This is a genomic window from Collinsella sp. CLA-ER-H11, from assembly GCF_040092445.1.
GTDB lineage: Bacteria > Actinomycetota > Coriobacteriia > Coriobacteriales > Coriobacteriaceae > Collinsella.
This window is the reverse complement of record NZ_JBBNLN010000001.1, coordinates 129,930-154,344: the sequence shown is the minus strand read 5'-3', so window position 1 is coordinate 154,344 and position 24,415 is coordinate 129,930. Positions and strand designations below refer to the sequence as shown.

At 59.9% G+C, this 24,415-nt stretch carries 19 protein-coding genes and 1 tRNA gene; 19 read left to right on the top strand and 1 reads right to left on the bottom strand.

Translation table 11 applies throughout. The annotated features are described in order from the left end of the window. The first annotated feature begins 514 nt into the window (after window positions 1-514). The 3 genes from AAAX35_RS00660 to arcC all read left to right on the top strand — a co-directional run bounded on the left by AAAX35_RS00660 (window position 515) and on the right by arcC (window position 6,597). The gene (locus AAAX35_RS00660) at window positions 515-988 is read left to right on the top strand and encodes an FHA domain-containing protein (protein ID WP_349116403.1); all 474 of its coding nucleotides are present in this window, start codon (window positions 515-517) and stop codon (window positions 986-988) included. Between the two features lie 451 nt (window positions 989-1,439). Further along, a complete protein-coding gene (gene nifJ / locus AAAX35_RS00655) occupies window positions 1,440-4,979 on the top strand; it encodes a pyruvate:ferredoxin (flavodoxin) oxidoreductase (protein WP_347478456.1) in 3,540 nt (1,179 codons plus the stop codon). A gap of 655 nt (window positions 4,980-5,634) precedes the next feature. After that, window positions 5,635-6,597 (top strand): carbamate kinase, encoded by a 963-nt coding sequence (gene arcC, locus AAAX35_RS00650; RefSeq protein WP_006235166.1) that lies wholly within the window; start codon window positions 5,635-5,637, stop codon window positions 6,595-6,597. A gap of 152 nt (window positions 6,598-6,749) precedes the next feature. Here the strand turns inward: arcC and AAAX35_RS00645 are convergent, their stop codons facing one another. Then, the gene (locus AAAX35_RS00645) at window positions 6,750-7,751 is read right to left on the bottom strand and encodes a C39 family peptidase (protein ID WP_349116402.1); all 1,002 of its coding nucleotides are present in this window, start codon (window positions 7,749-7,751) and stop codon (window positions 6,750-6,752) included. Between the two features lie 354 nt (window positions 7,752-8,105). Here AAAX35_RS00645 and AAAX35_RS00640 point away from each other — a divergent pair, with 354 nt between their 5' ends. The 16 genes from AAAX35_RS00640 to AAAX35_RS00565 all read left to right on the top strand — a co-directional run bounded on the left by AAAX35_RS00640 (window position 8,106) and on the right by AAAX35_RS00565 (window position 24,403). Further along, window positions 8,106-9,557 carry an APC family permease gene (locus tag AAAX35_RS00640; RefSeq protein WP_349116401.1) on the top strand — a complete coding sequence of 484 codons (1,452 nt, stop codon included), beginning with the start codon at window positions 8,106-8,108 and terminating at the stop codon, window positions 9,555-9,557. 131 nt (window positions 9,558-9,688) lie between these two features. Then, window positions 9,689-10,966: an amidohydrolase family protein gene (locus tag AAAX35_RS00635; protein WP_117633809.1), complete on the top strand. Its 1,278-nt coding sequence runs from the start codon at window positions 9,689-9,691 to the stop codon at window positions 10,964-10,966. Between the two features lie 112 nt (window positions 10,967-11,078). Further along, complete coding sequence (locus tag AAAX35_RS00630; protein WP_346981649.1) at window positions 11,079-12,470, top strand: histidine kinase; 1,392 nt, start codon at window positions 11,079-11,081, stop codon at window positions 12,468-12,470. A 38-nt stretch (window positions 12,471-12,508) separates the two neighbouring features. Further along, on the top strand, window positions 12,509-13,243 hold the full coding sequence (locus AAAX35_RS00625; protein WP_117743933.1) for a response regulator: 735 nt from the start codon (window positions 12,509-12,511) through the stop codon (window positions 13,241-13,243). A 92-nt stretch (window positions 13,244-13,335) separates the two neighbouring features. Next, window positions 13,336-14,280 (top strand): zinc dependent phospholipase C family protein, encoded by a 945-nt coding sequence (locus tag AAAX35_RS00620; RefSeq protein ID WP_349116400.1) that lies wholly within the window; start codon window positions 13,336-13,338, stop codon window positions 14,278-14,280. 101 nt (window positions 14,281-14,381) lie between these two features. Continuing rightward, complete coding sequence (locus AAAX35_RS00615) at window positions 14,382-15,641, top strand: MFS transporter (RefSeq protein ID WP_006235159.1); 1,260 nt, start codon at window positions 14,382-14,384, stop codon at window positions 15,639-15,641. Between the two features lie 171 nt (window positions 15,642-15,812). Then, the gene (locus AAAX35_RS00610; protein ID WP_117803913.1) at window positions 15,813-17,000 is read left to right on the top strand and encodes a glycosyltransferase; all 1,188 of its coding nucleotides are present in this window, start codon (window positions 15,813-15,815) and stop codon (window positions 16,998-17,000) included. Beyond that, on the top strand, window positions 16,997-18,340 hold the full coding sequence (locus AAAX35_RS00605; protein WP_055310084.1) for a histidine kinase: 1,344 nt from the start codon (window positions 16,997-16,999) through the stop codon (window positions 18,338-18,340). Before AAAX35_RS00610 ends, AAAX35_RS00605 begins: the two co-directional genes overlap by 4 nt. 72 nt (window positions 18,341-18,412) lie before the next feature. Further along, the gene (locus AAAX35_RS00600) at window positions 18,413-19,129 is read left to right on the top strand and encodes a response regulator (protein ID WP_006235156.1); all 717 of its coding nucleotides are present in this window, start codon (window positions 18,413-18,415) and stop codon (window positions 19,127-19,129) included. A gap of 95 nt (window positions 19,130-19,224) precedes the next feature. Beyond that, complete coding sequence (locus AAAX35_RS00595) at window positions 19,225-19,692, top strand: YfcE family phosphodiesterase (RefSeq protein WP_117821523.1); 468 nt, start codon at window positions 19,225-19,227, stop codon at window positions 19,690-19,692. A 408-nt stretch (window positions 19,693-20,100) separates the two neighbouring features. Further along, window positions 20,101-20,178 (top strand) — tRNA-Asp (locus AAAX35_RS00590). A gap of 359 nt (window positions 20,179-20,537) precedes the next feature. Further along, window positions 20,538-21,023, top strand: a complete 486-nt coding sequence (locus AAAX35_RS00585; RefSeq protein WP_349116399.1) for an Rrf2 family transcriptional regulator — start codon at window positions 20,538-20,540, stop codon at window positions 21,021-21,023. A 21-nt stretch (window positions 21,024-21,044) separates the two neighbouring features. Then, complete coding sequence (locus AAAX35_RS00580) at window positions 21,045-21,950, top strand: adenine glycosylase (RefSeq protein WP_349116398.1); 906 nt, start codon at window positions 21,045-21,047, stop codon at window positions 21,948-21,950. A gap of 114 nt (window positions 21,951-22,064) precedes the next feature. Then, window positions 22,065-22,604: a rubrerythrin gene (rbr, locus tag AAAX35_RS00575; protein WP_006235152.1), complete on the top strand. Its 540-nt coding sequence runs from the start codon at window positions 22,065-22,067 to the stop codon at window positions 22,602-22,604. Between the two features lie 311 nt (window positions 22,605-22,915). After that, on the top strand, window positions 22,916-23,548 hold the full coding sequence (locus AAAX35_RS00570; RefSeq protein ID WP_349116397.1) for a hypothetical protein: 633 nt from the start codon (window positions 22,916-22,918) through the stop codon (window positions 23,546-23,548). 432 nt (window positions 23,549-23,980) lie between these two features. After that, window positions 23,981-24,403, top strand: coding sequence for a hypothetical protein (locus AAAX35_RS00565; protein ID WP_349116396.1), 423 nt, complete (start codon window positions 23,981-23,983; stop codon window positions 24,401-24,403). Window positions 24,404-24,415 lie beyond the last annotated feature (12 nt).

Below are 24,415 nucleotides of genomic sequence, written 5' to 3'. Positions count from 1 at the left end.
GTTCCTCAATTTCATGCTGGACTGGCACTAACCTTGTTTATTGTTGCGCAGCTATAAAAAACCACCAGCGGGGATTCGGTGTGCGGCCCAATCGGACTCCCAAAAGGTTCTATTTGAGACTGGCAAGCTTTGTGTTGTTGGCACTTCGACAGCGCTCTTTATTCCAACATGGAGCCTCGCAGTTTGAGTCGACTTGCCTCTGGAAGGTCCGATCTTAACTTGATTTAGGATGAAAACAGATTACAGGCGCGCTCCTCTAGAAAGAAAGGAAACCAATCGCCGCCTTTCACCAGGAAAGTTTTTATAGCCCACCTCGAGCAAAATGAAAGATGCGAGAGCGATTGGGGAACAACGCGAATCTCCCCTTTTGGGTGGGAGCGAGCCTTCGGCCACCGGCGAACGACTCGCCCTGGTCAGAATCTGGAAGTGGTGCCGGGCCGCTTGGGCCTCCCCGGTGACTTCGTGGGGCTTACCTGCCTGACGTCGAGGAGTACATCCGCAAGATTCGTTCCCTATGCCGTTTGCTCTCACGCCCGCCTTAGTTCCAAGTCGGGCGAGCCGCCGCGCTCATGCGACCCGTGGCGGCGACACGTCGACGCCGCGCTCGCTGAGCACATCTTCGGTCGCGGGCGAGCACGAGGTCGCGCCGGCGCATCCGCTGGGACTGCTGTGCGTGCAAAACGGCTACGTGGTGAGCGTCCCGCGCTGGATTCAGCCGAGTGAGGAGGGCGTTGAGATCGGCGCGCTGGCAACGGGGGAGGGCGGCATCACCGACGACGTCTCGGCCCGCCATGCCCATATCTGGTGCGACGAGTCTGGCGCATGGTTTGTCGAGGACCTGTCGTCCACTAACGGCACCATGGTGGTAAACGGGGCCACGAGTGTGTGTATTCAAGTAGAGCCCGGCCGCTCCGCCCAGCTCAACCCCGGCGACGAGCTCAAACTCGGCGAATCCACCACCTACGCCATCCTGCTCGGCGCCCTCTAGCCGGCAGTTAGGGACGTTCCTTTCCTGCCGGTACTTGGGGACACTCCTTGGCGCGTCAGAGCCAGTCGTCCGGGGATGGAGGGACCATTCTGGCCTTTGGCGGTCAGTCGGGGTAAACCTTTACCGCCCGCCTATATTTGCCGAAATTACACTTGACGGCGGGGTACAATAAACCCGCATGCGGATTTCCGTTGCGGGCGCTTCCCATCGCCGGGGCGTGCCCGGGAGCATCCGGCATGCGGCCTTTGCGGCGCTCGGTCATGTGCAAGACGGGCGGTCGGGTCTGTGGGGCGCATCAGCTGCTCCTCGCCTCGGCATGTCTTCTCTCCACGCCACGTACCTGCTGCTGAGCCTGCCTGCCAGATGATTGGAAGCAACAGCGTAAATCCCATAACGCCAACATCCCGGCGATCGCCGGGGCCTGTATACCTATATGAGAGGAGAGGGGTATATGGCGCGTAAGTTTAAGTCTATGGACGGCAACGAGGCGGCCGCATATGTTTCGTATGCGTACACCGAGGTAGCGGGAATCTATCCCATTACGCCGTCCAGCCCGATGGCCGACCATGTCGACCAGTGGGCGGCCCAGGGTCGAAAGAACATCTTCGGCACCCCGGTCAAGGTCGTCGAGATGGAGTCCGAGGCAGGTGCAGCCGGTACCGTTCACGGTTCGCTGGGCGCCGGTGCTCTGACCACCACCTACACGGCTTCTCAGGGCCTGCTCCTGATGATCCCGAACATGTACAAGATCGCGGGCGAGCAGCTTCCGGGCGTCTTCCACGTCTCCGCGCGTTGCGTCGCTTCCCACGCCCTGAACATTTTTGGCGATCACTCCGACGTCATGGCCTGTCGTCAGACCGGCTTCGCCATGCTCGCTGAGGGCAACGTCCAGGAGGTCATGGACCTCTCGCCGGTGGCTCACCTTGCCGCTATCGAGGGTAAGACCCCGTTCCTTAACTTCTTCGACGGCTTCCGCACCAGCCACGAGATCCAGAAGGTCGCCATGTGGGACTACAAGGATCTGGCCGAGATGTGCGACATGGACGCCGTCCAGGCTTTCCGCGACCACGCGCTCAACCCTGAGCACCCGCACACCCGCGGCAGCCACGAGAACGGCGACATCTTCTTCCAGAACCGTGAGGCCTGCAACAAGGTCTACGACGAGCTTCCCGCCGTCGTCGAGGGCTACATGAAGAAGATCAACGAGAAGCTCGGCACCGATTACGGCCTGTTCAACTACTACGGCGCTCCCGACGCCGATCGTGTCGTCGTGTGCATGGGCTCCTTCTGCGACGTGCTCGAGGAAGTCATCGACTACCTCAACGCTCACGGCGAGAAGGTCGGCCTGGTCAAGGTTCGCCTGTTCCGTCCGTTCTCCATCAAGCACTTCGTCGACGTTCTCCCCGAGACCGTCCAGAAGATCGCCGTCATGGACCGCACCAAGGAGCCGGGTTCCATCGGCGAGCCGCTCTACCAGGACGTCGTCTCCGCTCTCTACGAGGCCGGCAAGACGGGCATCAAGGTCGTCGGCGGCCGTTACGGCCTGGGCAGCAAGGACACGCCTCCCGCGTCCGCGTTCGCTGTCTTCGAGGAGCTTAAGAAGGACGAGCCCAAGCGCGAGTTCACCATCGGCATTGTCGATGACGTGACCAACCTGAGCCTGCCCGAGGCCGAGGATGCGCCCAACACCGCAGCCCCCGGCACCATCGAGTGCAAGTTCTGGGGTCTGGGTGGCGACGGTACCGTCGGCGCCAACAAGAACTCGATCAAGATCATCGGCGACCACACCGACAAGTACGTCCAGGCCTACTTCCAGTACGACTCCAAGAAGACCGGCGGCGTCACCGTCTCGCACCTGCGCTTTGGTGATTCCCCGATCCGTTCGCCGTACTACGTGACCAAGGCCGACTTTGTCGCCTGCCATAACCCCAGCTACATCGTTAAGGGCTTCAAGATGGTCCGCGACGTCAAGCCGGGCGGCACCTTCCTGGTCAACTGCCAGTGGAGCGACGAGGAGTTCGCCGAGCACATGCCCGCCGTGGCCAAGCGCTACATCGCGAACAACAACGTCAACGTCTACCTGATCGACGCTATCGACCTGGCGGCCAAGGTCGGCATGGGCAAGCGCACCAACACGGTGCTCCAGTCCGCCTTCTTCGCGCTGGCCAAGGTCCTGCCCGCCGAGGACGCCCTGCAGTACATGAAGGATGCGGCTACCAAGTCCTACATGAAGAAGGGTCAGGCTATCGTCGACGCCAACCACAAGGCCATCGATGCCGGCGCTACCGCCTTCCGTAAGTTCGAGGTTCCGGCCGACTGGGCAACTGCCGAGGATGCCGCTCCCGTCGAGCTCTCCGAGGAGACCAAGTCTGCCATCGCCCAGCAGGTCAAGAACCTGCTCGAGCCCATCGATCGCATGGATGGCGACAGCCTGCCTGTTTCCGCCTTCGTCGGTTGCGCCGACGGACAGTTTGAGCTGGGCGCCTCCGCATACGAGAAGCGCGGCGTCGCTGTGGTCGTTCCCCACTGGGACGAGACCAAGTGCATCCAGTGCAACCAGTGCGCCTATGTGTGCCCGCATGCCACCATCCGTCCGTTCGCGATGACCGAGGACGAGGCTGCCGCCGCGCCCGAGGCTACCCGCACGCTTGACGCCATGGGCCCCAAGGCCAAGGGCATGAAGTTCACTATGGCTGTGTCCCCGCTCGACTGCATGGGTTGCACCAACTGCGTCAAGGTCTGCCCCAAGGGCGCCCTCGAGATGGTTCCCACCGAGCAGGAGATGGACCAGCAGCCCGTTTGGGACTACATGGTCGAGAACGTCTCCGAGAAGAAGGAGCTCATCGCGGCCAACGTCAAGGGCAGCCAGTTTAAGCAGCCCTACCTGGAGTTCTCCGGCTCCTGCGCCGGCTGTGCCGAGACCGCCTATGCACGTCTGGTGACCCAGGTCGCCGGCGACCGCATGTTCATTTCCAACGCCACCGGCTGCTCCTCCATTTGGGGCAACCCCGCTGCCACCGCTCCTTACTGCAAGGACAAGGACGGTCACGGCCCGGCGTGGAACAACTCCCTGTTCGAGGACAATGCCGAGCACGGTCTGGGCATGGCCGTCGGTTACGAGGCCGTCCAGAAGAAGCTGATCGCCGCTACCCAGGACATCATCGCTGCCGATGGTCCGTCCGATGAGCTCAAGGCCGCCGGCCAGGCTTGGATTGACTCCGTCAACGACGCCGAGGCCTCCAAGACCGCTGCTGCTGCCTACGTTGCCGAGCTCGAGAAGTGCGGCTGCGACGCTTCCAAGGCGATCCTCGCCGACAAGGCTTACCTCACCAAGAAGTCCTTCTGGATCTTCGGCGGCGACGGTTGGGCCTACGACATCGGCTTCGGTGGCCTGGACCACGTCCTGGCTTCCGGCCACAACGTCAACGTCTTCGTCTTCGACACCGAGGTTTACTCCAACACCGGTGGTCAGGCCTCCAAGGCCTCGAACCTGGGCCAGGTCGCTCAGTTCGCCGCTGCCGGTAAGGTGACCAAGAAGAAGTCCCTGGCCGAGATTGCCATGAGCTACGGCTACGTCTACGTGGCGCAGGTCGCCATGGGCGCCAACCCGGCTCAGACCCTCAAGGCCATCCACGAGGCCGAGGCCTACGACGGCCCGTCCCTCATCATCGGCTACAGCCCCTGCGAGATGCACTCCATCAAGAAGGGCGGCATGCAGAACTGCCAGGCCGAGATGAAGAAGGCTGTCGAGTGCGGTTACTGGAACCTCTTCCGCTTCAACCCCGAGGCTGCTGCCGGCAAGAAGTTCTCGCTCGATTCCAAGGAGCCCGCGGGCGGTTATCAGGAGTTCCTGATGAACGAGGCCCGTTACGCTTCGCTGACGCGTTCCTTCCCCGAGCGCGCCGAGGAGCTCTTCAAGGAGAATGAGCAGGCTGCTATGGACCGCTATCAGCACCTGCTGAAGCTCAAAACGGTGTATAACGAGGCCTAGGTCTCCCACCGCAGGATCTGAGGGCTGACCTTCGCGGATGTCCTCGGACATGAAAGAACCCCCGCTGCGCACTATGTGCGGCGGGGGTTCTTTCGTCCTGCGGAGTGTCCGCGAAGGTCAGCCCTCAGATCCTGCTACGACTACGTCCTTGGATTGTGTGGGCGGATGAAGGACGTAGTTGGCCGGGTATTCCGTCCCTTTCGCTGTTTCGCGGCTTTGCCGCGAAACCTCGCGCCACTTTGGGGATGGATGGGGGACTTGGCTGTTGCCGCCTTTTCGGAGCGCTTCTTTATTCCTTTTGCTGGATGAAAAGCCCCTTGTTTTTGCAGGGGTGCATACTCGACTTATAAGTGCATAGAATCTCGTATAGCGCGAGTAAGATATTGCGCTGTCCGTTTTGTGTTTAGCAGAGATGTAGTTTGCATAATCCGACATAATCCTCGCTTCATTTAAATAAAGTCGCACGTAAATTACGTAGATATGTCTGAGCTGGAGTTCTGTACGCTGAGCGGACAAAAACGACCGTTCACCGTTCCGCTATTTTCAAAATGAATAAAATGAGCGATAAAGAGAATATAAACCTTAATAAACTCGCGTATCGCACGGGCGCGGGTTATTAATGGGTTGTAGGCCTTTTACAGAAAGGATTCCAGCAATGTCTAAGCCTCTTGGCAAGCCCGATCGTATCGTCGTCGCCCTTGGCGGCAATGCCCTCGGCAACAACCCCGTTGAGCAGATCGAGGCCGTGAGCAACACCGCCCACGCCCTCCTCGGCCTGATCGAGCAGGGCAACGAGATTATCATCACCCACGGCAACGGTCCGCAGGTCGGCATGATCCAGAACGCCTTCGCCGCCGCCCACGACGCCATCGGCACCCCCGAGATGCCGCTGCCCGAGTGCGGCGCCATGTCCCAGGGCTACATCGGCTATCACCTGCAGCAGGGCATTGGCCGCGAGATGCACAAGCGCTATAAGCGTTGGCACGCCGCAACCGTCGTCACCCAGATCGAGTGCGACCCGGACGACCCTGCGTTCAAGAACCCGACCAAGCCGATTGGCCCCTTCTACACCGAGGAGCAGGCCAAGGAGTTCATGGCCGAGGATCCTTCCAAGGTCTTCGTCGAGGATTCCGGTCGCGGCTGGCGTCGCGTCGTCGCTTCCCCCGATCCCAAGAAGATCGTCGAGGCCGACTCCATCCTCAACCTGCTCGATAACGAGTTCATCGTCATCGCCTGCGGTGGCGGCGGCATCCCCGTCGTCCGCGACTACGAGAACAAGGGCTGCTACAAGGGCGTTCCCGCCGTCATCGACAAGGACCTGGGCGGCGAGCTGCTGGCCGAGGATTGCGACGCTGACGTTCTGTTCCTGCTGACCGCCGTTGAGCATGTCGCCATCAACTTTGGCAAGCCCAACCAGGAGGAGCTCGAGGACCTCACCGCCGACGAGGCCGAGCGCCTGGCCGACGAGGGCCAGTTCGGCAAGGGTTCCATGGAGCCCAAGGTCCGCGCTGCCATCAAGTTCGCCCGTTCCCGCAAGGGCCGCACCTGCATCATCGGTGCTCTGGACAAGGCCGCCGAGACCATGGCCGGTCTCTCCGGTACCCGCATCCACGAGTAGCCTCTACTCCATTGCCTCTCTCGTGGGCGCCAGACAAGACGCCCACAAACTAGCCTCTCTTCATGAGCTCCGCAGTCCGCTCCGACTGCGGGGCTTTTGCTATTTACCTAGTCCCCGATGGGTGAGTAGTCATTGGGGACGTTCTTAAATGACTAGTAGTAGGCCCACATGGCTTCGACTTCGTTGAGGACCTCTACGACGCCCCAGCGGCGGGCGCTGCGGCTGGCCGAGTTGGGGTCGTAGACGCCAATCTGGTTGGCATCGTCGATGCCGTAGAGCACGATGTAGTGGCCTACGTTGGTAAACGTACCGGGGCGCACTGCGGCGATGACGGGCACACCCGAGCGAAGTGCTTGGGCAATCGATTCGCGATCGTTATAGAGCTGTGTTCCGTTGAGCCCCAGCTGCCACGCACCGCCTGTCATAAACGACCACTCGGTGGCACCGGTGGGGGCGTAGTTGCCGGCTTCGGCCAGTGCGCATATATCGACCGGCGTCTTATCGGTATGGCCGGTCTTAAAGATATAGACCATGGTGAGGCAGGTAGGACCGCAAGCGTTTTCGCGAATAGTGCCACCGGCATAGGGCAGCTCCGACCATGCGGGGTCAATTTGGTAGATGTGGGGCATGGTGCCGGCCTGCCATTGCGAGCGTGGGGTCGAGAACGCAAAGGAGTAACCGGGTGCGACGGGAGCTTTAAGCAGCTTGTCCTCGGCAGTGGGCTCAAGACCGGCTGATCCGTGGGAGATACAGGATCCCAAAAACACAAAGACGAGGCAGGCGGCGATGGAGCAGAGCGTAAGGCGTAGGCGGCGGGCCGGAAGCGCGTGGCTTGTGGCGTGTGACGCAGGGTGAGGGGCGGAATTGCCGCGATCGCGTTGAGGTCGCGAAAAGGAGCGCTTGACGTAGTAGTCGGTCTTACGGCGATCGTAGCGGCGTGGCTGCGATGTGTCGGTCTGGCGTTGGCGTGTGCTCGTACTCACGCGGTCTGACTGCTGCACGGCACGGCTTTGTTGCCGCGAAGAAGCCCCGGGCTGCTCTTGGGGGCGCTGCGGGTCGTCGTTGTCGGAGGTGCTTCTGGGCGTTGGCGTGGTGCGGCCGGCAAGGCGCACGCTTTGTGGCCGTTGGTCGCCGTCATTGTATCCGTATGCCATTCGAATCACCTTGCCTCATGTGTAACTTGTCTATCCTACATAAAAAGATGCACGACACATGGGCATGTGCGCCAAAAGCCCGACAAATGGTATGAACGTTGCCGCGCCGCGCGCCAAGCGTCACGGCAACAGGTCTTCAAAAGCAGACAAGATGAAAACGTCCAAGACGAATGACGTCTCCCGCCGTTCGTCCCAAAAACGGTGCCGCTCGTTTTGCAGTTCTGCCTTCGGTCGAGCTGCGAGCGGCGCTGCTGCGCCAAGGCCGTATCTTAAAGCCATGGAATAAAAGCGCGCGGCAAAACGGACCGCGCAAGGGGTGACGCCAAGGGCGTCAAACAGGAAAGGAGGGGAACAATGGCGGACAAGAACGCAGAAGTTGCAGTCGAGGATAATGGCGGCATGAAGAAAACGCTTTCGCTCTGGAACTTCTTCACCATCGGTTTCGGTGCCATCATCGGTACCGGTTGGGTTCTGCAGGTCGGCGACTGGATGGTCGTGGGCGGCGGTCCCGTTCCCGCTATGATCGCATTCCTCTTGGGTGCAATCTTCCTCGTGCCCGTCGGAGCTGTTTTCGGTGAGCTCACGGCTGCTATCCCCATCTCGGGCGGCATCGTCGAGTATGTCGATCGTAGCTTTGGCCGTACGCTGAGCTACATCACCGGATGGCTTTTGGCCCTGGGCAACGGCATCCTGTGCCCGTGGGAGGCCATCGCCATTTCGACCCTCGTGTCCGAGATGTTCGGCAGCCTGCCCGGCCTTGAGTGGCTGCGCGCCGTCAAGCTCTACACCATACTGGGGGCCGACGTCTACCTGTTCCCGACGCTGATCGCGCTCGGCTTTGCAGTCTACGTCATCTTCCTCAACTTCCGCGGCGCCAGCTCGGCTGCCAAACTCCAGGCCTTCCTGACCAAGGCCCTGCTCTGCGGCATGCTGCTCGCCATGGGCGTCTCGCTGTTCAGCGGCTCGCCGGACAACGCCATGCCCGTGTTCTCCCAGGTCGCCGGCGCTGGCGGCGGCAAGGCCGCTACCGAGAGCACCAGCCTGTTCGCCGGCATCGTGTCGGTCCTGGTTCTGACTCCGTTTTTCTACGCCGGTTTCGACACCATTCCTCAGCAGGCTGAGGAAGCAGCCGAGGGCCTCAACTGGAACAAGTTCGGCAAGATCATCTCCCTGGCCCTGCTGGCCGCCGGCGGCTTCTACATGGTCTGCATCTACTCGTTCGGCACCATCCTCGACTGGCATGAGTTTGTTAAGAGCCCGGTTCCCGCGCTCGCCTGCCTCAAGGGCATCAACATGCTTCTGTACCTGGCCATGCTCGTCATCGCCACGCTTGGACCCATGGGCCCGATGAACTCCTTCTACGGCGCCACGAGCCGCATCATGCTCGCCATGGGCCGCAAGGGCCAGCTGCCCGAGCAGTTCGCCGAGGTCGACCCCAAGTCCGGCGCTCCCAAGCTCGCCTGCGTCGTTCTGGGCGTCATCACCGTCGTCGGTCCGTTCCTGGGCAAGAACATGCTCATCCCTCTGACCAACGTGTCGGCTCTCGCCTTCATCTTCTCCTGCGGCATGGTCGCCCTCGCTTGCCTGCGCATGCGCTTCACCGAGCCCGACCTGCCTCGTCCCTACGAGGTGCCCGGCGGTAAGTTTGGCATCGGCCTCGCTATCGCTGCCTGCGCCATCATCATCGGCCTGCTCGTGATTCCGTTCTCTCCCGCCTCCCTCAACATGGTGGAGTGGAGCATCGTGATCGGCTGGTTGGCTATTGGCCTGGCCCTCATGGCTTTCACCAATTCCCGCAAAAAGTAACGCCTAGCCGGGGCGGATCAGGTGCGCGGGACCCTCTCTTCCGCGCACCGAACCCGGCGCCACTTGGGTAGCTTTGTGAGGCCTTAACCCAACACGGCCTCGCCCACTATATGGATCCATAAGGAGGAACCATGTCCACTAAGTATGCAATCGTTGGCGGTAAGCTCATCGACGGTACCGGTGCCGAGCCGGTCGAGAACTCCCTCGTTCTCGTCGACGACAACGGCAAGATCGAGTACGCCGGCGCCATGCAGGACCTTCCCGAGGGCGTTGAAGTTATCGACGCCGCCGGCAAGACCGTCCTTCCCGGCCTGATCGACACCCACCTGCACTTCTCGGGCAACTTGACCGACGATGACACCGACTGGGTCATGCAGCCGCTCCTCGAGAAGCAGGCTGTCGCAGTCAAGCAGGCCTACGACTGCCTCACCCACGGCCTCACCACCGTCTGCGAGATCGGCCGCTTTGGTATCCAGATCCGTGACTGCATCGACAAGGGCGTCTTCAAGGGCCCGCGCGTTCTGGCCACCGGCCTTGGCTTCTGCCGCGTTGCCGGCCACGGCGACTCCCACCACTGCAGCCAGGAGCTCAACAAGGAATCGCATCCCTGGGGCGATCAAGTCGACGGTCCTTGGGATCTGCGCAAGGCCGTCCGTCGTCGCCTGCGCGAGAACCCCGATGCCATCAAGATCTGGGCTACCGGTGGCGGCATCTGGCGCTGGGACTCCGGTCGCGACCAGCACTATTGCTCCGAGGAGATCCAGGCCGTGGTCGAAGAGGCAAAGATGGTCGGTATCCCCGTGTGGAGCCACTGCTACAACAATCACGCCGCTGCCTACGATTCCGTTCGCTTTGGCTGCGAACAGCTGATTCACGGTTTCGATATCGATGAGCGCACCATGGACCTCATGGCCGAGCAGGGCACCTTCTTCACCCCGACGATCGCCTTCCTGCCCACCTGGTACGCCACCTATCCGCCCGTCTACGTCCCCGAACTGCACGACAAGTACGAGGGCACCCTGGTCGAGAAGGAGCTGCAGCGCAACTACGACTGCCTGCGCGAGGCCAAGAAGCGCGGCGTCGTCATGACGATCGGCTCCGACTCCTTCTCCTTCGTCACCCCGTATGGCACCTGCTCCATCGAGGAGATGTACGAGTTCGTCGACAAGATCGGCTTCACCCCGGTCGAGACCATCACCTGTGCAACCCTCAACGGTGCCAAGATGTGCCACATCGAGGACGAGACCGGTTCCATCGAGGCCGGCAAGTGCGCCGACCTGCTGGTCGTCAACGGTGACGTCGCCGCCGACATCCACGTGCTCAACACCGACAACATGGACGTCATCATGAAGGACGGCTGGATTGTCGAGGCCGGCACCTTCGGCGAGGCAAACAAGTACAGCGCCTAAGCTACCGTTCATCGATGGCTTGATGTAAAACACAGTATTTGATTGCATAATGCAATGGAGAGGGTCGCTTGCGGCCCTCTTTATTGCTATGGGGTGCGTCAGTAAGAAGGAGATGACAGTGGATCTCAATAGGCTGATTCTGGGCAAGAGCTACAACTCTACCAAGGTCTTTCGTACCGCTCAGCATGTGGTTCAAGCCATCTTGCTCGGTATTGTCGTTCCACTGCTTATCCTGCTGCTCATCTGGGATCTAACCGATAATCCCAATCCCGTTCCGGCCGTTGTCGTCATTGCCGGCTTGGTCATGCTGTGCTTCTTCTTCTCGTACGTCTTTGTCGTTCCCGACGACCTCACATCGAGCGCAACCGACCGCACGCTCGCCATCGCATCAAAAATATTCGCCTACACGTCGCGCGGCCTTACGCCCGAAGCTGCTCTGGGCGCCTCTAAGATCATCCTGTCCGAAACTATCGCCTCTGCCATCTGCTTTACCGACGGCAGGCAGGTGTTGGCGAGCTGGGGCGAGGACTCGGCAAAATGCCCCGCGGGCACCCCGGTGGTACTGCGGACTACGCTCAACGTGATCAACAGCGGTGAGCAAAGCGTGTTCTCGCGCGATGCCTCGACCGAGACGGGTGGCTACTTTCCGCGCCTGCGCGCCGGTATTGTCGCACCGCTTACCGTGCGCGGGCATTGCGTGGGCACGCTCGAGCTGTATTATCCCCGTCTGAGCAGCATCGATATGCGCCAGACGGCGCTTGCCTCGGGCTTTGCCGACCTCATTTCCACGCAGCTTGCGAGCTTTGAGCTTGAGCGCCAGGACGAGCTTACGGCCCGCGTGGAGCTGCGCGCCTTGCAATCGCAGGTCGATCCTCATTTTCTGTTTAACACCATCAGCACCATCGTGTCACTCGTACGTACCGAGCCGGACAAGGCCAGGTCGCTGCTGATCGACTTCTCCAACTACTATCGTCAGACGCTTTCTGATTCCGATACGCTCACCACGCTCGAGCACGAGGTGGAACAGGGCACTCGCTATATCAATCTTATGCAGGCTCGTTATGGCGACGGCCGTCTGCGCGTCTCGGTCGATATCGACTTTGAGGTGCGCGATTGCATGGTGCCGCCGTTTATCTTGCAGCCGTTGCTCGAAAACTGCATCAAGCACGCGCAGCGCGAGACCGAGCCGCTTTCTATTCATGTTAGGGCTTTCGAGACCGATGACGGTTTGGAGATCATCGTCGAGGACGATGGCATCGGTATGAGCGAAGAGGTCTGCGCGCATCTGTTTGAGCAACACCGCCTGGAGGAGCCCGAGAGCATTACCGCCGACGGCTCCGTCAAGCGAGGTTGCGGCCTGGCGCTCTTCAACGTGCTTCAGCGCATCCATTTCTTTTACGGAGAAGATTCCGGCATGCGCGTGAAGTCCCAGGAGGGCGTGGGAACGCAGGTCATCGTCGAGCTGAACGGCGAGCCGCATGAGCCCGCGCCGTTGACGGCGTAGCACGCGGTTGGATTGAGAGAAAAAGAGGGGAAGCACATATGTCCGAAGGCTGGAACATCTTGGTGGTTGATGACGAACCTCCCATTAGGGCTGAGCTACGCTATCTGTTGGAAAAGGATACGCGTGTGGGCCAGATTGCCGAGGCGGGCAATGTCACCGAAGCCGTGGAGTCGATTCTGTCGAACAAGCCCGACGTGCTGTTTTTAGACATTACCATGCCCGGTCGCTCGGGAATTGAGCTTGCCGAGACGCTGCAGAACCTAAAGACGCCGCCGGTGGTTGTGTTTGTGACGGCGTTTGCCGAGTATGCGGCTGATGCCTATAACCTCGATGCCGTCGATTATGTCGTCAAGCCGGTCGAGGACGCACGCCTGTCAAAGGCACTCGACAAGATCGAGGCAGCCTTGGGTGTCCGTCGTGTTATCCACGCTCCGCGCCAGCCTTTGCGTCTGACGGTGGACCGCGGGGGCAAAAAGGTGTTCATTCCCGCCGCAGACGTCTGCTACTTTGAGGCGCGCGCCGATTTTTGCAACGCCATCTGCGCCGAGGGAACATACCTGATCAATGAGTCGATCTCTTCGCTCGAGCGTCGCTTGGTCTCCGAGGGCTTTATTCGCGTTCATCGCAGCTATCTGGTCAATTTGGAAGACGTGCACAATGTCGAGATCGGTTCCACGGGTCTTATGGAGCTCAGGCTCGATCGCGTAACCTCGACGGTGCCCGTGTCCCGCCGTCGCGCTGCCGAGGTTAAAGCACACTTGGGGCTTGCGTAGACGGTCTGCGTGCCGTCGTTTACCATCGCAGGTTTGGCATGGGCGCGCGGTGGGCATAATGGGTGGCATCGAATGAAATCGAAAGGATCATTATGCCCGCGCTTATCACCCATCATCTGTTTGGCGAGGAAAGCATCGACCGTCTTCCGCAGGGCGTCATCACGTCCGATGAAGAGCGCATTGCCTTTATCTTGGGCAACCAAGGCCCCGACCCGTTTTTCTTTCACATTCTGACACCGCGTGTTTCCGACTGCACGCTGCTGGCGCAGGTCATGCATCGGTCGCGCATGTCTCGCCAGTTCGCGTGCCTGCGCGACGGCGTGTCGCATCTGCTGCCGCGCGACGCCAGCTTGGGTCGCGCTTTTGCGCTGGGCCTGCTGTCTCATTACGTGCTCGACCGCAACGCCCACCCCTTTGTCTATGAGCAGCAGTTTGGCATCGTGGAGTCCGATTCAGAGCTTGAGGATTCGAGCAGTCAGGTCCATGCCGTGATCGAGAGCGACCTGGATGTGCTGATGCTGCAGCTTAAACGCGATGGCGCTACGGTTGACGATTACCCGCCGGCGGGCGAGATCGTCACCACCGATCGCATCAATCGCGTGGCCGGCGTGCTGATGAGCTATGTTGCCGGACGCGTGTACGGCATTGACATTCCGGCGGGGGAGTACGGTGCTGCCGTTGCCAATATGCAGCGACTTTACCGCGCGATTGAGCCGGCCGGCTCCGCAAAGACGCGCGCGATCTCGCTGGTTGAGGGCTTGGTGCACGATTACTCGCTGCTCGACGGCCTTGCCCATCGCGTGACGACGGAGTTGCCCGAGCGCACCGGTAACCTAGGCCATCTGACATGGAAGAATCCCTTTACCGACGAGGTCTCGAACGAGAGTTTCCCCGAGGTCTTTGATCGCGCGCTGGGCGATTACGAGTGCACGGTCGCACGTTTTATCGAGACCGGTGACATGGATGCCGTGACCAGTCACGTCAACTACAGCGGTCGCGTGCTCGAAGCCGATGAGGAGTTCGACCGCGAGGAATAGGGCCCGTGCGTGCCCCTTTGCCGAATCCTTACCGGCGGTTCTGGACAATTGGGGTACGATGAACTAACTGCATATCGGGCGAATACGAAGGGTCCCTGTCCATGAAATACACCAAGCTCGAGCGTAACTGGGTTATGTATGATGTGGGCAATTCGGCCCTCGTGCTGCTCAATACCTCGGTGGTGCCCATTTACTTTAACGCCATCAATACCGGCGCTTCTTCGGCCGACCTGGTGGTCGCCTGGGGCAATGCGCAGACGATCGCCTCGCTGGTCATCGCCATGCTCATGCCCATTCTGGGCGCGCTTGCCGACTACGCCGGCAACAAGATCAAGTTCTTCTTGGGCTTCTTCCTCACGGGCCTGGTGCTTTGCTTGGCGCAGGCTATCCCAATGTCCGCCATGGCATTTTTGACCGTGTACGTGCTGTGCACCATCGGCCTTAACTCTTCTATGACGTTCTACGACGCCATGCTGCCCGACATTACCACCGACGAGCGCATGGACGCCGTGTCCAGCTCGGGCTATGCCTGGGGCTACATCGGTTCCACCGTGCCGTTCGTCATCTGCCTGGCGCTCATCATGGGTGGCCCCGCTCTTGGCGTCCCCACCATGCTGGCAACGCGTCTGTCGTTTATCATCACTGGTGCCTGGTGGCTCATCTTTACCCTGCCGCTCATTCGCACCTATAAGCAAAAGTACGGTCGCGAGCGCGGTCCCGAGGACACTATCGGCCACATCGTGGGCGGTGTGTTCTCCGAGGTCGGACACACCATGCGCGAGATCGCCCACAACAAGACCGTGCTGGTCTACATGATTGCGTTCTTCTTCTATATCGACGGTGTGCACACGGTCATTTCCATGGCTACCAGCTACGGCTCGGCTTTGGGCATCGATTCGACCCAGTTGGTCCTGGCGCTGCTCGTCACGCAGTTCGTGGCCTTTCCGTCCGCCATCATCTACGGCAAGCTCGCCGGACGCGTGGGCACGCTCAACATGATCTTGGTGGCAGTCGCCGCCTACATGGGCATTGTGCTGTTCGCCGCGTTCTTCCTAAAGACCGCCTTTGAATTCTGGGTGCTTGCCATTATGGTCGGCCTGTTCCAGGGCGGCGTGCAGGCGCTTAGCCGTAGCTACTTTGGTCGCATTATCCCCAAGGAAAAGTCCAACGAGTACTACGGCTTCTTTGACATCTTCGGTCGCTATGCAAGCGTCATGGGCACTTTCCTAGTGTCGGTCGTCACCTCGCTGACCGGCAACCCGTCGCTGGGCGTCCTTTCCATTGGCGTGCTGCTGATCGTTGGCTTTATGCTGCTGGTCCGCCTGTCCCGCATGACTCGGGCGGCAGAGCATGCCGCATAGGAGCGAGCGGCTATTGTGCCTGTCCACGGTACTCTTTTGGGGTTATCCGCAATAAACATTGCGACTTGCGAGCAATGATTTGCCCAAGTGGGTATGATGGAATCAGCTAGGTCGCGGGGCGTCGCCTGTGTTTGGCGGCGTCCCGTTTTTGTGTTGCAGGGAGGGTAAGGCATGAACGCCACAGTCGTGATTCCAACGTATTGGGCGGGCGATGACGCTTGCGCAAACGCCCCTGGCACCTATGACCATTCGACGCGACTCAACGCCGACAATCCCGAACTCGACCGCTGTCTGGCCTCGCTTGAGCAGGTACGTGACATCCCGCGCATCATCCTTTTGGTGGTCTGTCCCGTTTCTGCCACAGCCGATGTGTCGTTGCGCGTGCACGAGATTGTCGACGCACATCCCACGCTCAAGGTCACCGTTGTCACCAACACCCAGGCCTCGCGCATTGCAGACCGGGTTGCTCAGATCGCGCCCAAGGGTTCGGGCGAGTGCGTGAGCCTGCGAGGCTACGGTGCCATCCGCAACATGGGGCTAGCCTGTGCCGCTGTGCTGGGGCATGACGCGGTTATCTTTTTGGATGACGATGAGACTGTCATCGACGCCGACTTTATGAAGCGCGCGACCTATGCGTTGGGGCAGCAGACGCGTCAGGGCTTGCCGATCTTGGTCAAGAGCGGCTATTTCTACGATCGCGACGGCTCGCCGCTGGCTCCCACGGACAAGGCGGGCATCTGCCATCGTTGGTGGACCAAGCGCATCGAGTTCAACCGTTGGATGAAAAAGGCGCTCTCGGGCACCCGCATCTCGCGCTCCAACTACGTGTGCGGCGGCCTGATGGCCCTGCACGCCCGCGCCTTTACGCGTGTAGCCTTTGACCCGTTTATCACCCGCGGCGAGGACTTGGATTACCTCTTTAACATGCGCATGTTTGGCTACGACGTGTGGTTCGATAACGAGTGGACCGTGCGCCATCTGCCTCCGGAGTCCGAAAAGCGCTCACCGCGCTTTATGCAGGATGTATACCGTTGGTACTACGAACGGGCCAAGTTGACATTCGCCGCGCATCAAAAGGAGCTCATTCCCGTTACGGCGGCATCGCTCATGCCCTACCCGGGCCCGTGGATTTCGCGCGAGCTCGACGACCGCGTGCGCAAGACCGCTATGGTCCGCAGCGTGTTTACCCGCGAGCATGAGGGCTACCTGCGCATTTGGCGCCATGGTATCGGCGAGGCAAAGGCCTATGCGCGCCAAAACGCTGCAAGCTACCTGCGTTTCCAGAGCTTTTGGCCCAAGATCATGGACGGGCTTTGGCGTGACGCACAACTGATCAGTATCCTGGAGGGGGCCGAATGATCGACCGCCGCGCCCAGCGCGATAGTTCAATATCAATTTTTCGCATCATTGCCGTTGCCTGCGCCATTTGCGTGCTGGTGTACTTTATTTTTGCCTTGGTGACCGGTATCGAGCCGATCGCCACGGTGATTGCCTGCGCGCTGCTGTGCATCTTTCTGTGCATCTTTATCTTTTTGACGCTCAATCCCGATTCGGTGCGCTCCCAGTACACCGAGGAGACGCTCTCGGTGGCCTCGGCCATGCTCGAGGACATTAAGGGCGGTCTGACGCAGGAGTCGGCGCGTTTGGTGTGCCGGCGCATTTTGCCCGAGACGCGCGCCATGACAGTTGCCATCACCGACGAGGGCAACGTGTTGGCCTGCGCGGGCGAGTTTGAGGAAAAACTACTGCCAGATTCTCCCATCCACACGCTTGCCACACGCTACGTTATCGAACATGGCATCGTGCAGTCGTTCAACCGTATGGTGGATGTCGTGGGCTCGGACGGTTCGCACAACCAAGTCCCCGCCGGCATTATCGCCCCCATCAAGGTAGGCGATCGTACCGTCGGCACGCTCAAGTTCTACTACAAGACCCCGCGCGCCGTCGACCGTACCCAGTACGCGCTTGCCTCGGGCTTTGCCGAGATCTTGTCCACGCAGCTCGCCATCCACGAGCTCGAGGTGCAAAAGGAACTCACGGCGCGCGCCGAGGTGCGTGCGCTGCAAGCGCAGATTAACCCGCACTTCCTGTTCAACACGCTGAACACCATTGCATCGTTTACGCGCACCGACCCGCTGCGGGCCCGCGAATTGCTTCGTGAGTTCTCATCGTTCTATCGTGCCACGCTCGACAACTCGGGATCGCTTATTCCGGTCTCGCGCGAGGTTGCACAGACCAAGCGCTACCTTACCTTTGAGAAGGCCCGCTTTGGCGAGGACCGCGTGCTTGCGACGTTCGATGTGTCCGAGGACGTGGAAGATACGCTGGTGCCGGCGTTCGTGATCCAGCCGATTGTCGAGAACGCCGTACGTCATGGTATGGGTGATGACGACGCCCTGAGGATCGACGTGACCGTTCACCAAGACGGCGAGGATGCAATCTTGATTGCCGTGGCCGATAATGGCGTGGGCATGGATGAGGGTACCGCCGCCAGACTGTTTGACGAGCGCTCTGCCCGTCCCGACGCCAGCTCTCCCCAGGGTGGCGGCGCCGGTGTGGCCATGCACAATATTTCGGAGCGCATCCATCGCTTTTATGGGCCGCACTCCTATACGCGTGTCGAATCGGCGCCGGGCAAGGGCACCAAAGTGCTCCTTCATCTTGATTTGTCAGAGAGCATCTTTGACATTCAAGAGTAAAATAAAAGGCTACGGGCTCAACGTCATGCGACGGATGCCCGGCGTAGTTAGTTGACGAAAGGTTTTATCCCTATGCTGCGTGCGATGATTGTGGATGATGAGGCGCCGGCTCGCTCGGAGCTTCGCTTCCTGCTCGAGCAAACGGGCAAGATCGGCACGATCACGGAGGCGTCGAGCGTCCGCTCCGCCATCGAGATGCTTATGGAAAGTCGCGTGGATGTCGTGTTTCTCGATATCTCGATGCCCGGTGCCTCGGGCCTGCAACTTGCCGAGGCGCTGCATAAGCTCAAAAATCCGCCGGCGATCGTGTTTGTGACTGCGTATAGTGACCATGCGGTCGAGGCATTCGACGTGGATGCCGTCGATTATCTGATGAAGCCGGTCGAGGAAGCTCGCTTGGATCGCGCGATCGAGAAGGTCATGCAACGCGCCAAGCCGGTTACGGACAGCAAGGTGACCATCGAGCGTATCCCGGTGGAAAAGGGCGGCCGCAAGGTGCTCATTCCCGTGGACGACATTCGCTTTATCATGGCCAAGGACGATTACTCCTGCATCTATACCGTCGATGATCGCTTTTTGTCGACGACCTCGCTGGCGCAGTTTGAGGCCAAGCTCTGCGATTTTGGCTTCTTCCGTGTTCACCGCCGCTATATCGTCAACTTGGCGTGCGTCACGGATGTCGAGACGGTGCCCTCGGGTGCCATCCAGCTGGGCATTACGGGCGTCGACGAACGCGTGCCGGTTTCGCGCCGCCGCGTCGTGCCGCTTAAGAAGGCCCTGAGTCTCTAGCACACTGGCCCCGCAGCCCTGTAGACCCATCGTCTGCGGAGCCGTGGGGCCTTTTTTGTATGTATCTGCCGAATCGTTTTTTGCGGAAGGATCCCATGAACAGCGCAAGCGCCAAGCGCATCGACATCATCTCGGACACCCATGGCTATTTATCGCCTGCGCTCTTGGATGAGCTTGAGGGCGCAGACCTGATTATCCACGCCGGCGACCTCACGTCAGAGATGGACTACGAGCACCTATGCACCATCGCCCCCGTGCGGGCCGTACTGGGCAACAACGATTACTACCGCGACTACGGCCCCGATGTAGACCGTCTTGCGCTTTTTACCTACGAAGGCCTCAAATTCGCCGTAGCCCACTACCGCGAAGACCTTCCGGTGGGATCCGTAGACGTAGCCATCAACGGCCACACCCACGTAACCAAAGAAGCCCAAGTGGGCCGTTGCTTAGTCCTCAACCCGGGCAGCGCCAGCTACCCCAGAGGCACCCGAGGCCCCACCATGGCCAGAATGCTCGTCAAAGACGGCAAGATCATAAGTACCAAGTTTATTGACCTAGACTAACCGCAACAAAAACGGGGGATGCAGATGCGTCTCCCGTTTTTCTTTAAGCCAAAGGCAGAGCTTCAACAAAAACAATCAGACCAACCCCGCCGAGGAGCACGCGGGCTAGCCGCGCAGCGGCGCACGCCCGCAAAACTGGTTGAATAATGTGACGGCAGGGAGGGCTTCCGGGGCTGAGGGCGGGGGTTAAGTTTGTCGCGAGTTCCGCACGCAAAGGAAAGCACTTAATGTGCTTTCCGTCTTGCGCAGGACTGTAGAGCAGCAAACTTAACCCCCGCCCTCAGCCCCGGAAGCCCTCCCGGATGGCCCCAAAAAATTTTTCAAAAAAGTTGTTGCGCGCCAGACAGACTTCTGTGTATACTAATCCCCGCAGCGCACGCGAGCGGAAACAAACGCGAACGTCTGCCTGGGGAGTTAGCTCAGTTTGGTTAGAGCGCCGGCCTGTCACGTCGGAGGTCGCGGGTTCGAGCCCCGTACTTCCCGCCAACGCAATTAAAGCCACGTCTTCGGACGTGGCTTTTTGCGTTTGATGCACTTTGTTTCGATAGAACGATCGCCCTGGTGCATCTTCGCCCAGAATCCTCGCGCCTTCGGGAACGCAAGTAAAATCTAATAAGTATATCTGTCTGAACAACAGCTTTGTTGCGCAACACCTGTTCTACGAGACAGGGGGTTAGGTTATACTAAATTGCACTGTGCGCCGCATCTGATGCATTTCGCTCCAAGCGCGGCACTCAGTGGATATCCGATTTACCATTTGGATGTCCTGGCGGTCATTTAGCGTCTCGACACAAGCTCGGCCCCGGAGCTCGTTCGAGCTGTTCGTATTCCTTGAAAGGGGAAAAATGGACATATCGAGGAAGACTGATTACGCCCTTCGTATGCTGGCGATGCTTGCCGAGGATCCGGAGTGTTTGCTTTCTGTTCGCACCGCTGCCGAAGAGGTCAATGTTCCGTATTCGTTTGCCCGCTCGATTCAGCACGGTTTGGTCCAGGCCGGTATTGTGGAGAGCCTGTGTGGCGTCCACGGTGGCATGCGTCTCAAGGTCAGTCCGGACGACGTCACTATCCGTCAGGTCGTCGAGGCCGTTCAGGGTCCTATGGTTATGAACGATTGCACTGCGCCCGATGGTGACTGTGCGCGCATGGGCGCGTGCTGCTATCATCCCCTGTGGGCCGGAGCCCAGGCGTTGATGCGCGACTACCTCGATTCCGTTTCGCTCGGCGACATCGTCGCTCACCGCCAGTTCCCGGCCGTCGATCCCAAGTTCGCCGACCGCGAAGCGTTTCCCGAGTACGCCACCTGCGCGTGCGCTTACCGGGAGGAATAGCGCCGCATAAGGAGCATAGCCATGATTCAGGACCCCTTTCGTTCGATGATTCGTTCGGAAGGGGTCCTGCGTTATCGCGACCTTCCGTGGCGCCGTACGCGTGACCCGTACATCATTTGGCTTTCCGAGGTCATGCTGCAGCAAACACAGGTGCCGCGTGTGGAGGCGCGCATGCCGGTGTGGCTCGATCGTTTTCCGACTGTGCAGGCGCTTGCCCAGGCCGCGCCTTCCGATGTTTTGGACGCTTGGCAGGGCATGGGCTACAACCGACGCGCTCTGGCGCTTCACGGGGCCGCTCAGCGCGTTGTAGAGGACTGGGACGGGGAGTTTCCGCGTGAGACGCGTGACTTGGTCGCTCTGCCTGGTATTGGCCCGGCAACGGCGCAGGGTATCCGGTCGTTTGCGTTTGATCTTCCGGGTGTGTATCTAGAGACCAACGTGCGCACGGTCTTTTTGCATCATTTCTTTCCCGATGTGCCGGCTGTTCCCGATCGCGAGCTGGTGCCGCTGATTCAAGCCGCCTGTCCGGCGGCCCCCGGTGCGGTGGCGGATGAGATCGCGCCCTTTGCCGTGCCTCAAGACGATGCCGACACGCCGCGCGCGTGGTATTACGCGCTGCTAGATTATGGCGCGTATCTTAAGAAGACGCTGCCCAATCCGTCCAGGCGCTCGGCGGGCTATAGTCGTCAGTCCAAGTTCGAGGGCTCGCGTCGCCAAAAACGCGCGCATATCGTGCGCATGTTGCTGGCAGCGCGCGATGGCCAGCCGGCGGGGATTACGCTTGCTGATGCCGTGGTGGGCGTTAACGAAATGGAGACGGCAGCCGGCCGAGAGTCGGTCGAGCGCGAGCTGGTCGCAAGTATTCTTGCCGATCTGGAGCGCGAGGGCTTTTGCCGCTCCGAGGGCGATCGTTGGCTGAGTGTATAGCTCGCTCGAATCTGAAGAACAGGATTATAAGGTTTAAATTCTCGGCTTGAGGGCATCCTAAAGACAAGGCCGCTCAAAGCCTATGGGCGGCATGTGTTGAAGGGAAGTACACCTATGGATTTTGAGAACTCTCAGACCAAGAAGAACCTCGAGACTGCTTTTGCCGGTGAGTCCCAGGCACACACCAAGTATCGCTACTATGCATCCAAGGCCAAAAAGGACGGCTACGTTCAGATCTCGAATATCTTTGCCGAGACGGCGGGCAACGAGTCCGAGCACGCCAAACTGTGGTTTAAGTATCTGCACGACGGCGCCGTTCCGGGCACTCTGGACAACCTGCGCGACGCCGCCGCGGGCGAGAACTACGAGTGGACCACGATGTACGACGAGTTCGCCAAGACCGCCGAGGAGGAGGGCTTTGCCGAGATCGCCGAGAAGTTCCGTGGTGTCGCCGCCGTCGAGAAGGCCCACGAGGAGCGCTACAACAAACTCGTCGAGCGCATCGAGTCGGGCGAGGTGTTTGAGCGTGAGGGCGTGAAGGTGTGGAAGTGCCTGAACTGCGGGCACCTGCACGTTGGTGCCGAGGCGCCTGAGGTGTGCCCGGTGTGTAACCACCCCAAGGCGTACTTTGAAGAGCAGGTGGTGAACTACTAACGCTTGGCGCTGGCGTGAGCTGGGCCGGGAGGGCCGGATTACCTTCCCTCCTCGCTCACGGCTTCGCAGGGTCGCGTTGAGGGAAGGTAGTCCGGCCCTCCCGGCCCGCTTTGGGTCGTCGCGTGCTCGTTACTGAAAAGCTGATAAGAAGTTTGCGTGCCGCCCCGATAGGGGCGGCACGTTTTGTATAGGGATTGGGTTGCGGCCATTTGGTTGACGGGGCTTGCTCCGGGTTGGGGCGGCGCCGTTGTTTAGGGGGTACACTGGGTAGCGGCTTTTAGTTTATCTACTACCTGATGGGGTGTTTTTGTATGGGTAAGAAGTCTCGGGCTCGGGTTGCTGCGGCGGGAACTCGCAAGGATCCTGGTCGTCGGGTTGCCGAGGGTAAAAAGGCCGATCGTGCCGAGAAGGACAAGAAAGTCGGCGCGCATGCTCATCCTGAGTGGGCGCCTCATTTGAATTCGGCTAGTGAGGATTTGACTGCCAAGTTGTTTACTCTGGTCGAGGTAATTTTGGGCGTGGTGCCCCTTGTGGTTATCGGTTTGTTCTTGGCTTCGAAGGACGCCACGAGTGTCGATAAACTCACCGAGGTCTTTTCGCAGGACCCCTCGATGGTGGTCACGTTTATTTCTGCGTGCTTGCAGCCGTTTGTGGCGTACATGCTGTATATGGTCTACCGCAAATACTGCGAGGGCGATGCGGGCTTTGCCGCCGGCAACCTGATTGGTCTTTTGTGCTCCGAGATCCTACTGCTCAATATCCCGGGCGTCATCGGTATGGGCATCTTGCTGTGGCGTGTTTGGCGCAACGTTGCCCCGCACTTCGAGAGCTGGTTGTTTGAGCGTCGCTTTGCGGGCGCCCTGGCTGACATTGCCGGCTCGCTTGTGATTCTGGCCCTGGCGTTTATGTGCGCCACCGCCGCCCGCGGTCTCGCGGGCATGTAGTCTGTCCTCACCGACCACGGAGCGCAGGGCGGGGAAACCTTCCCCTCTCGCTCACGGCTTCGCAGGGTCGCGCGAGGCAAAGGTTTCCCCGCCCTGCGCTCCGGCGTTGAGTCGTCGCATGCTCGTTACAGAAAAGCTGATAATAAGTTTGTGTGCCGCCCCTTTGGGGCGGCACTTTTTGTGGGGGTCCCGGTCTCCACAATTTTCGTCAAGCTTTTGGTTAGATTTTGGTCAGTTGGCGTAAGGGTGGAAGGCCAAAAGATTGCTGACGAAAAAAGCTCAGAGAAAGTGCTGGTAGGGGAGTTGTTGAGCTTTTCGACAGCTTTTGAGCAGAAGAAACTTTGTGGCTATTGCCGGCGATTGCGTTGTCGCGGTCATGGCGGTGCGGGATGCTGGTCGTAAGCGTCGAATGCTCCGATTTTGGAGGCCAGCATGGATCTGTTTCTTGAGACTCCGCAGCAACAAGCCGAGCGCATGTTGCGCCAACAGCAACGGCTTATGGAGATGCAAATGCAAGGGGTAGCCGCCCAGCCCCCTGCGCAAAATGCCACGCCTGCGGTTTCGCCTGCGGGCGGATCGGCGCCAGAGAACTATTCCGTACAACAAGATTCATATGCGCAGGAGCTTGCGTTCGACAAACGCCGCACGCGTCGTCGCCGCGTGGGCCAGCGCCTGCGCACCTTGGCGATGATCGTGCTCATCCCGTTAGGGCTTGTGGCCATCTTTCTGGCGTCGTATGCCCTCACGTGCATCCTCAACGGCGCATCGCCCAACGAGGTGCTCCAACATCTGTCAGCCCTGGGCCAGCGCCTAGGCGACGTCATGACAACCATTCGCACCGGCTGGGAGAGCTAGCGTTTGTCACAT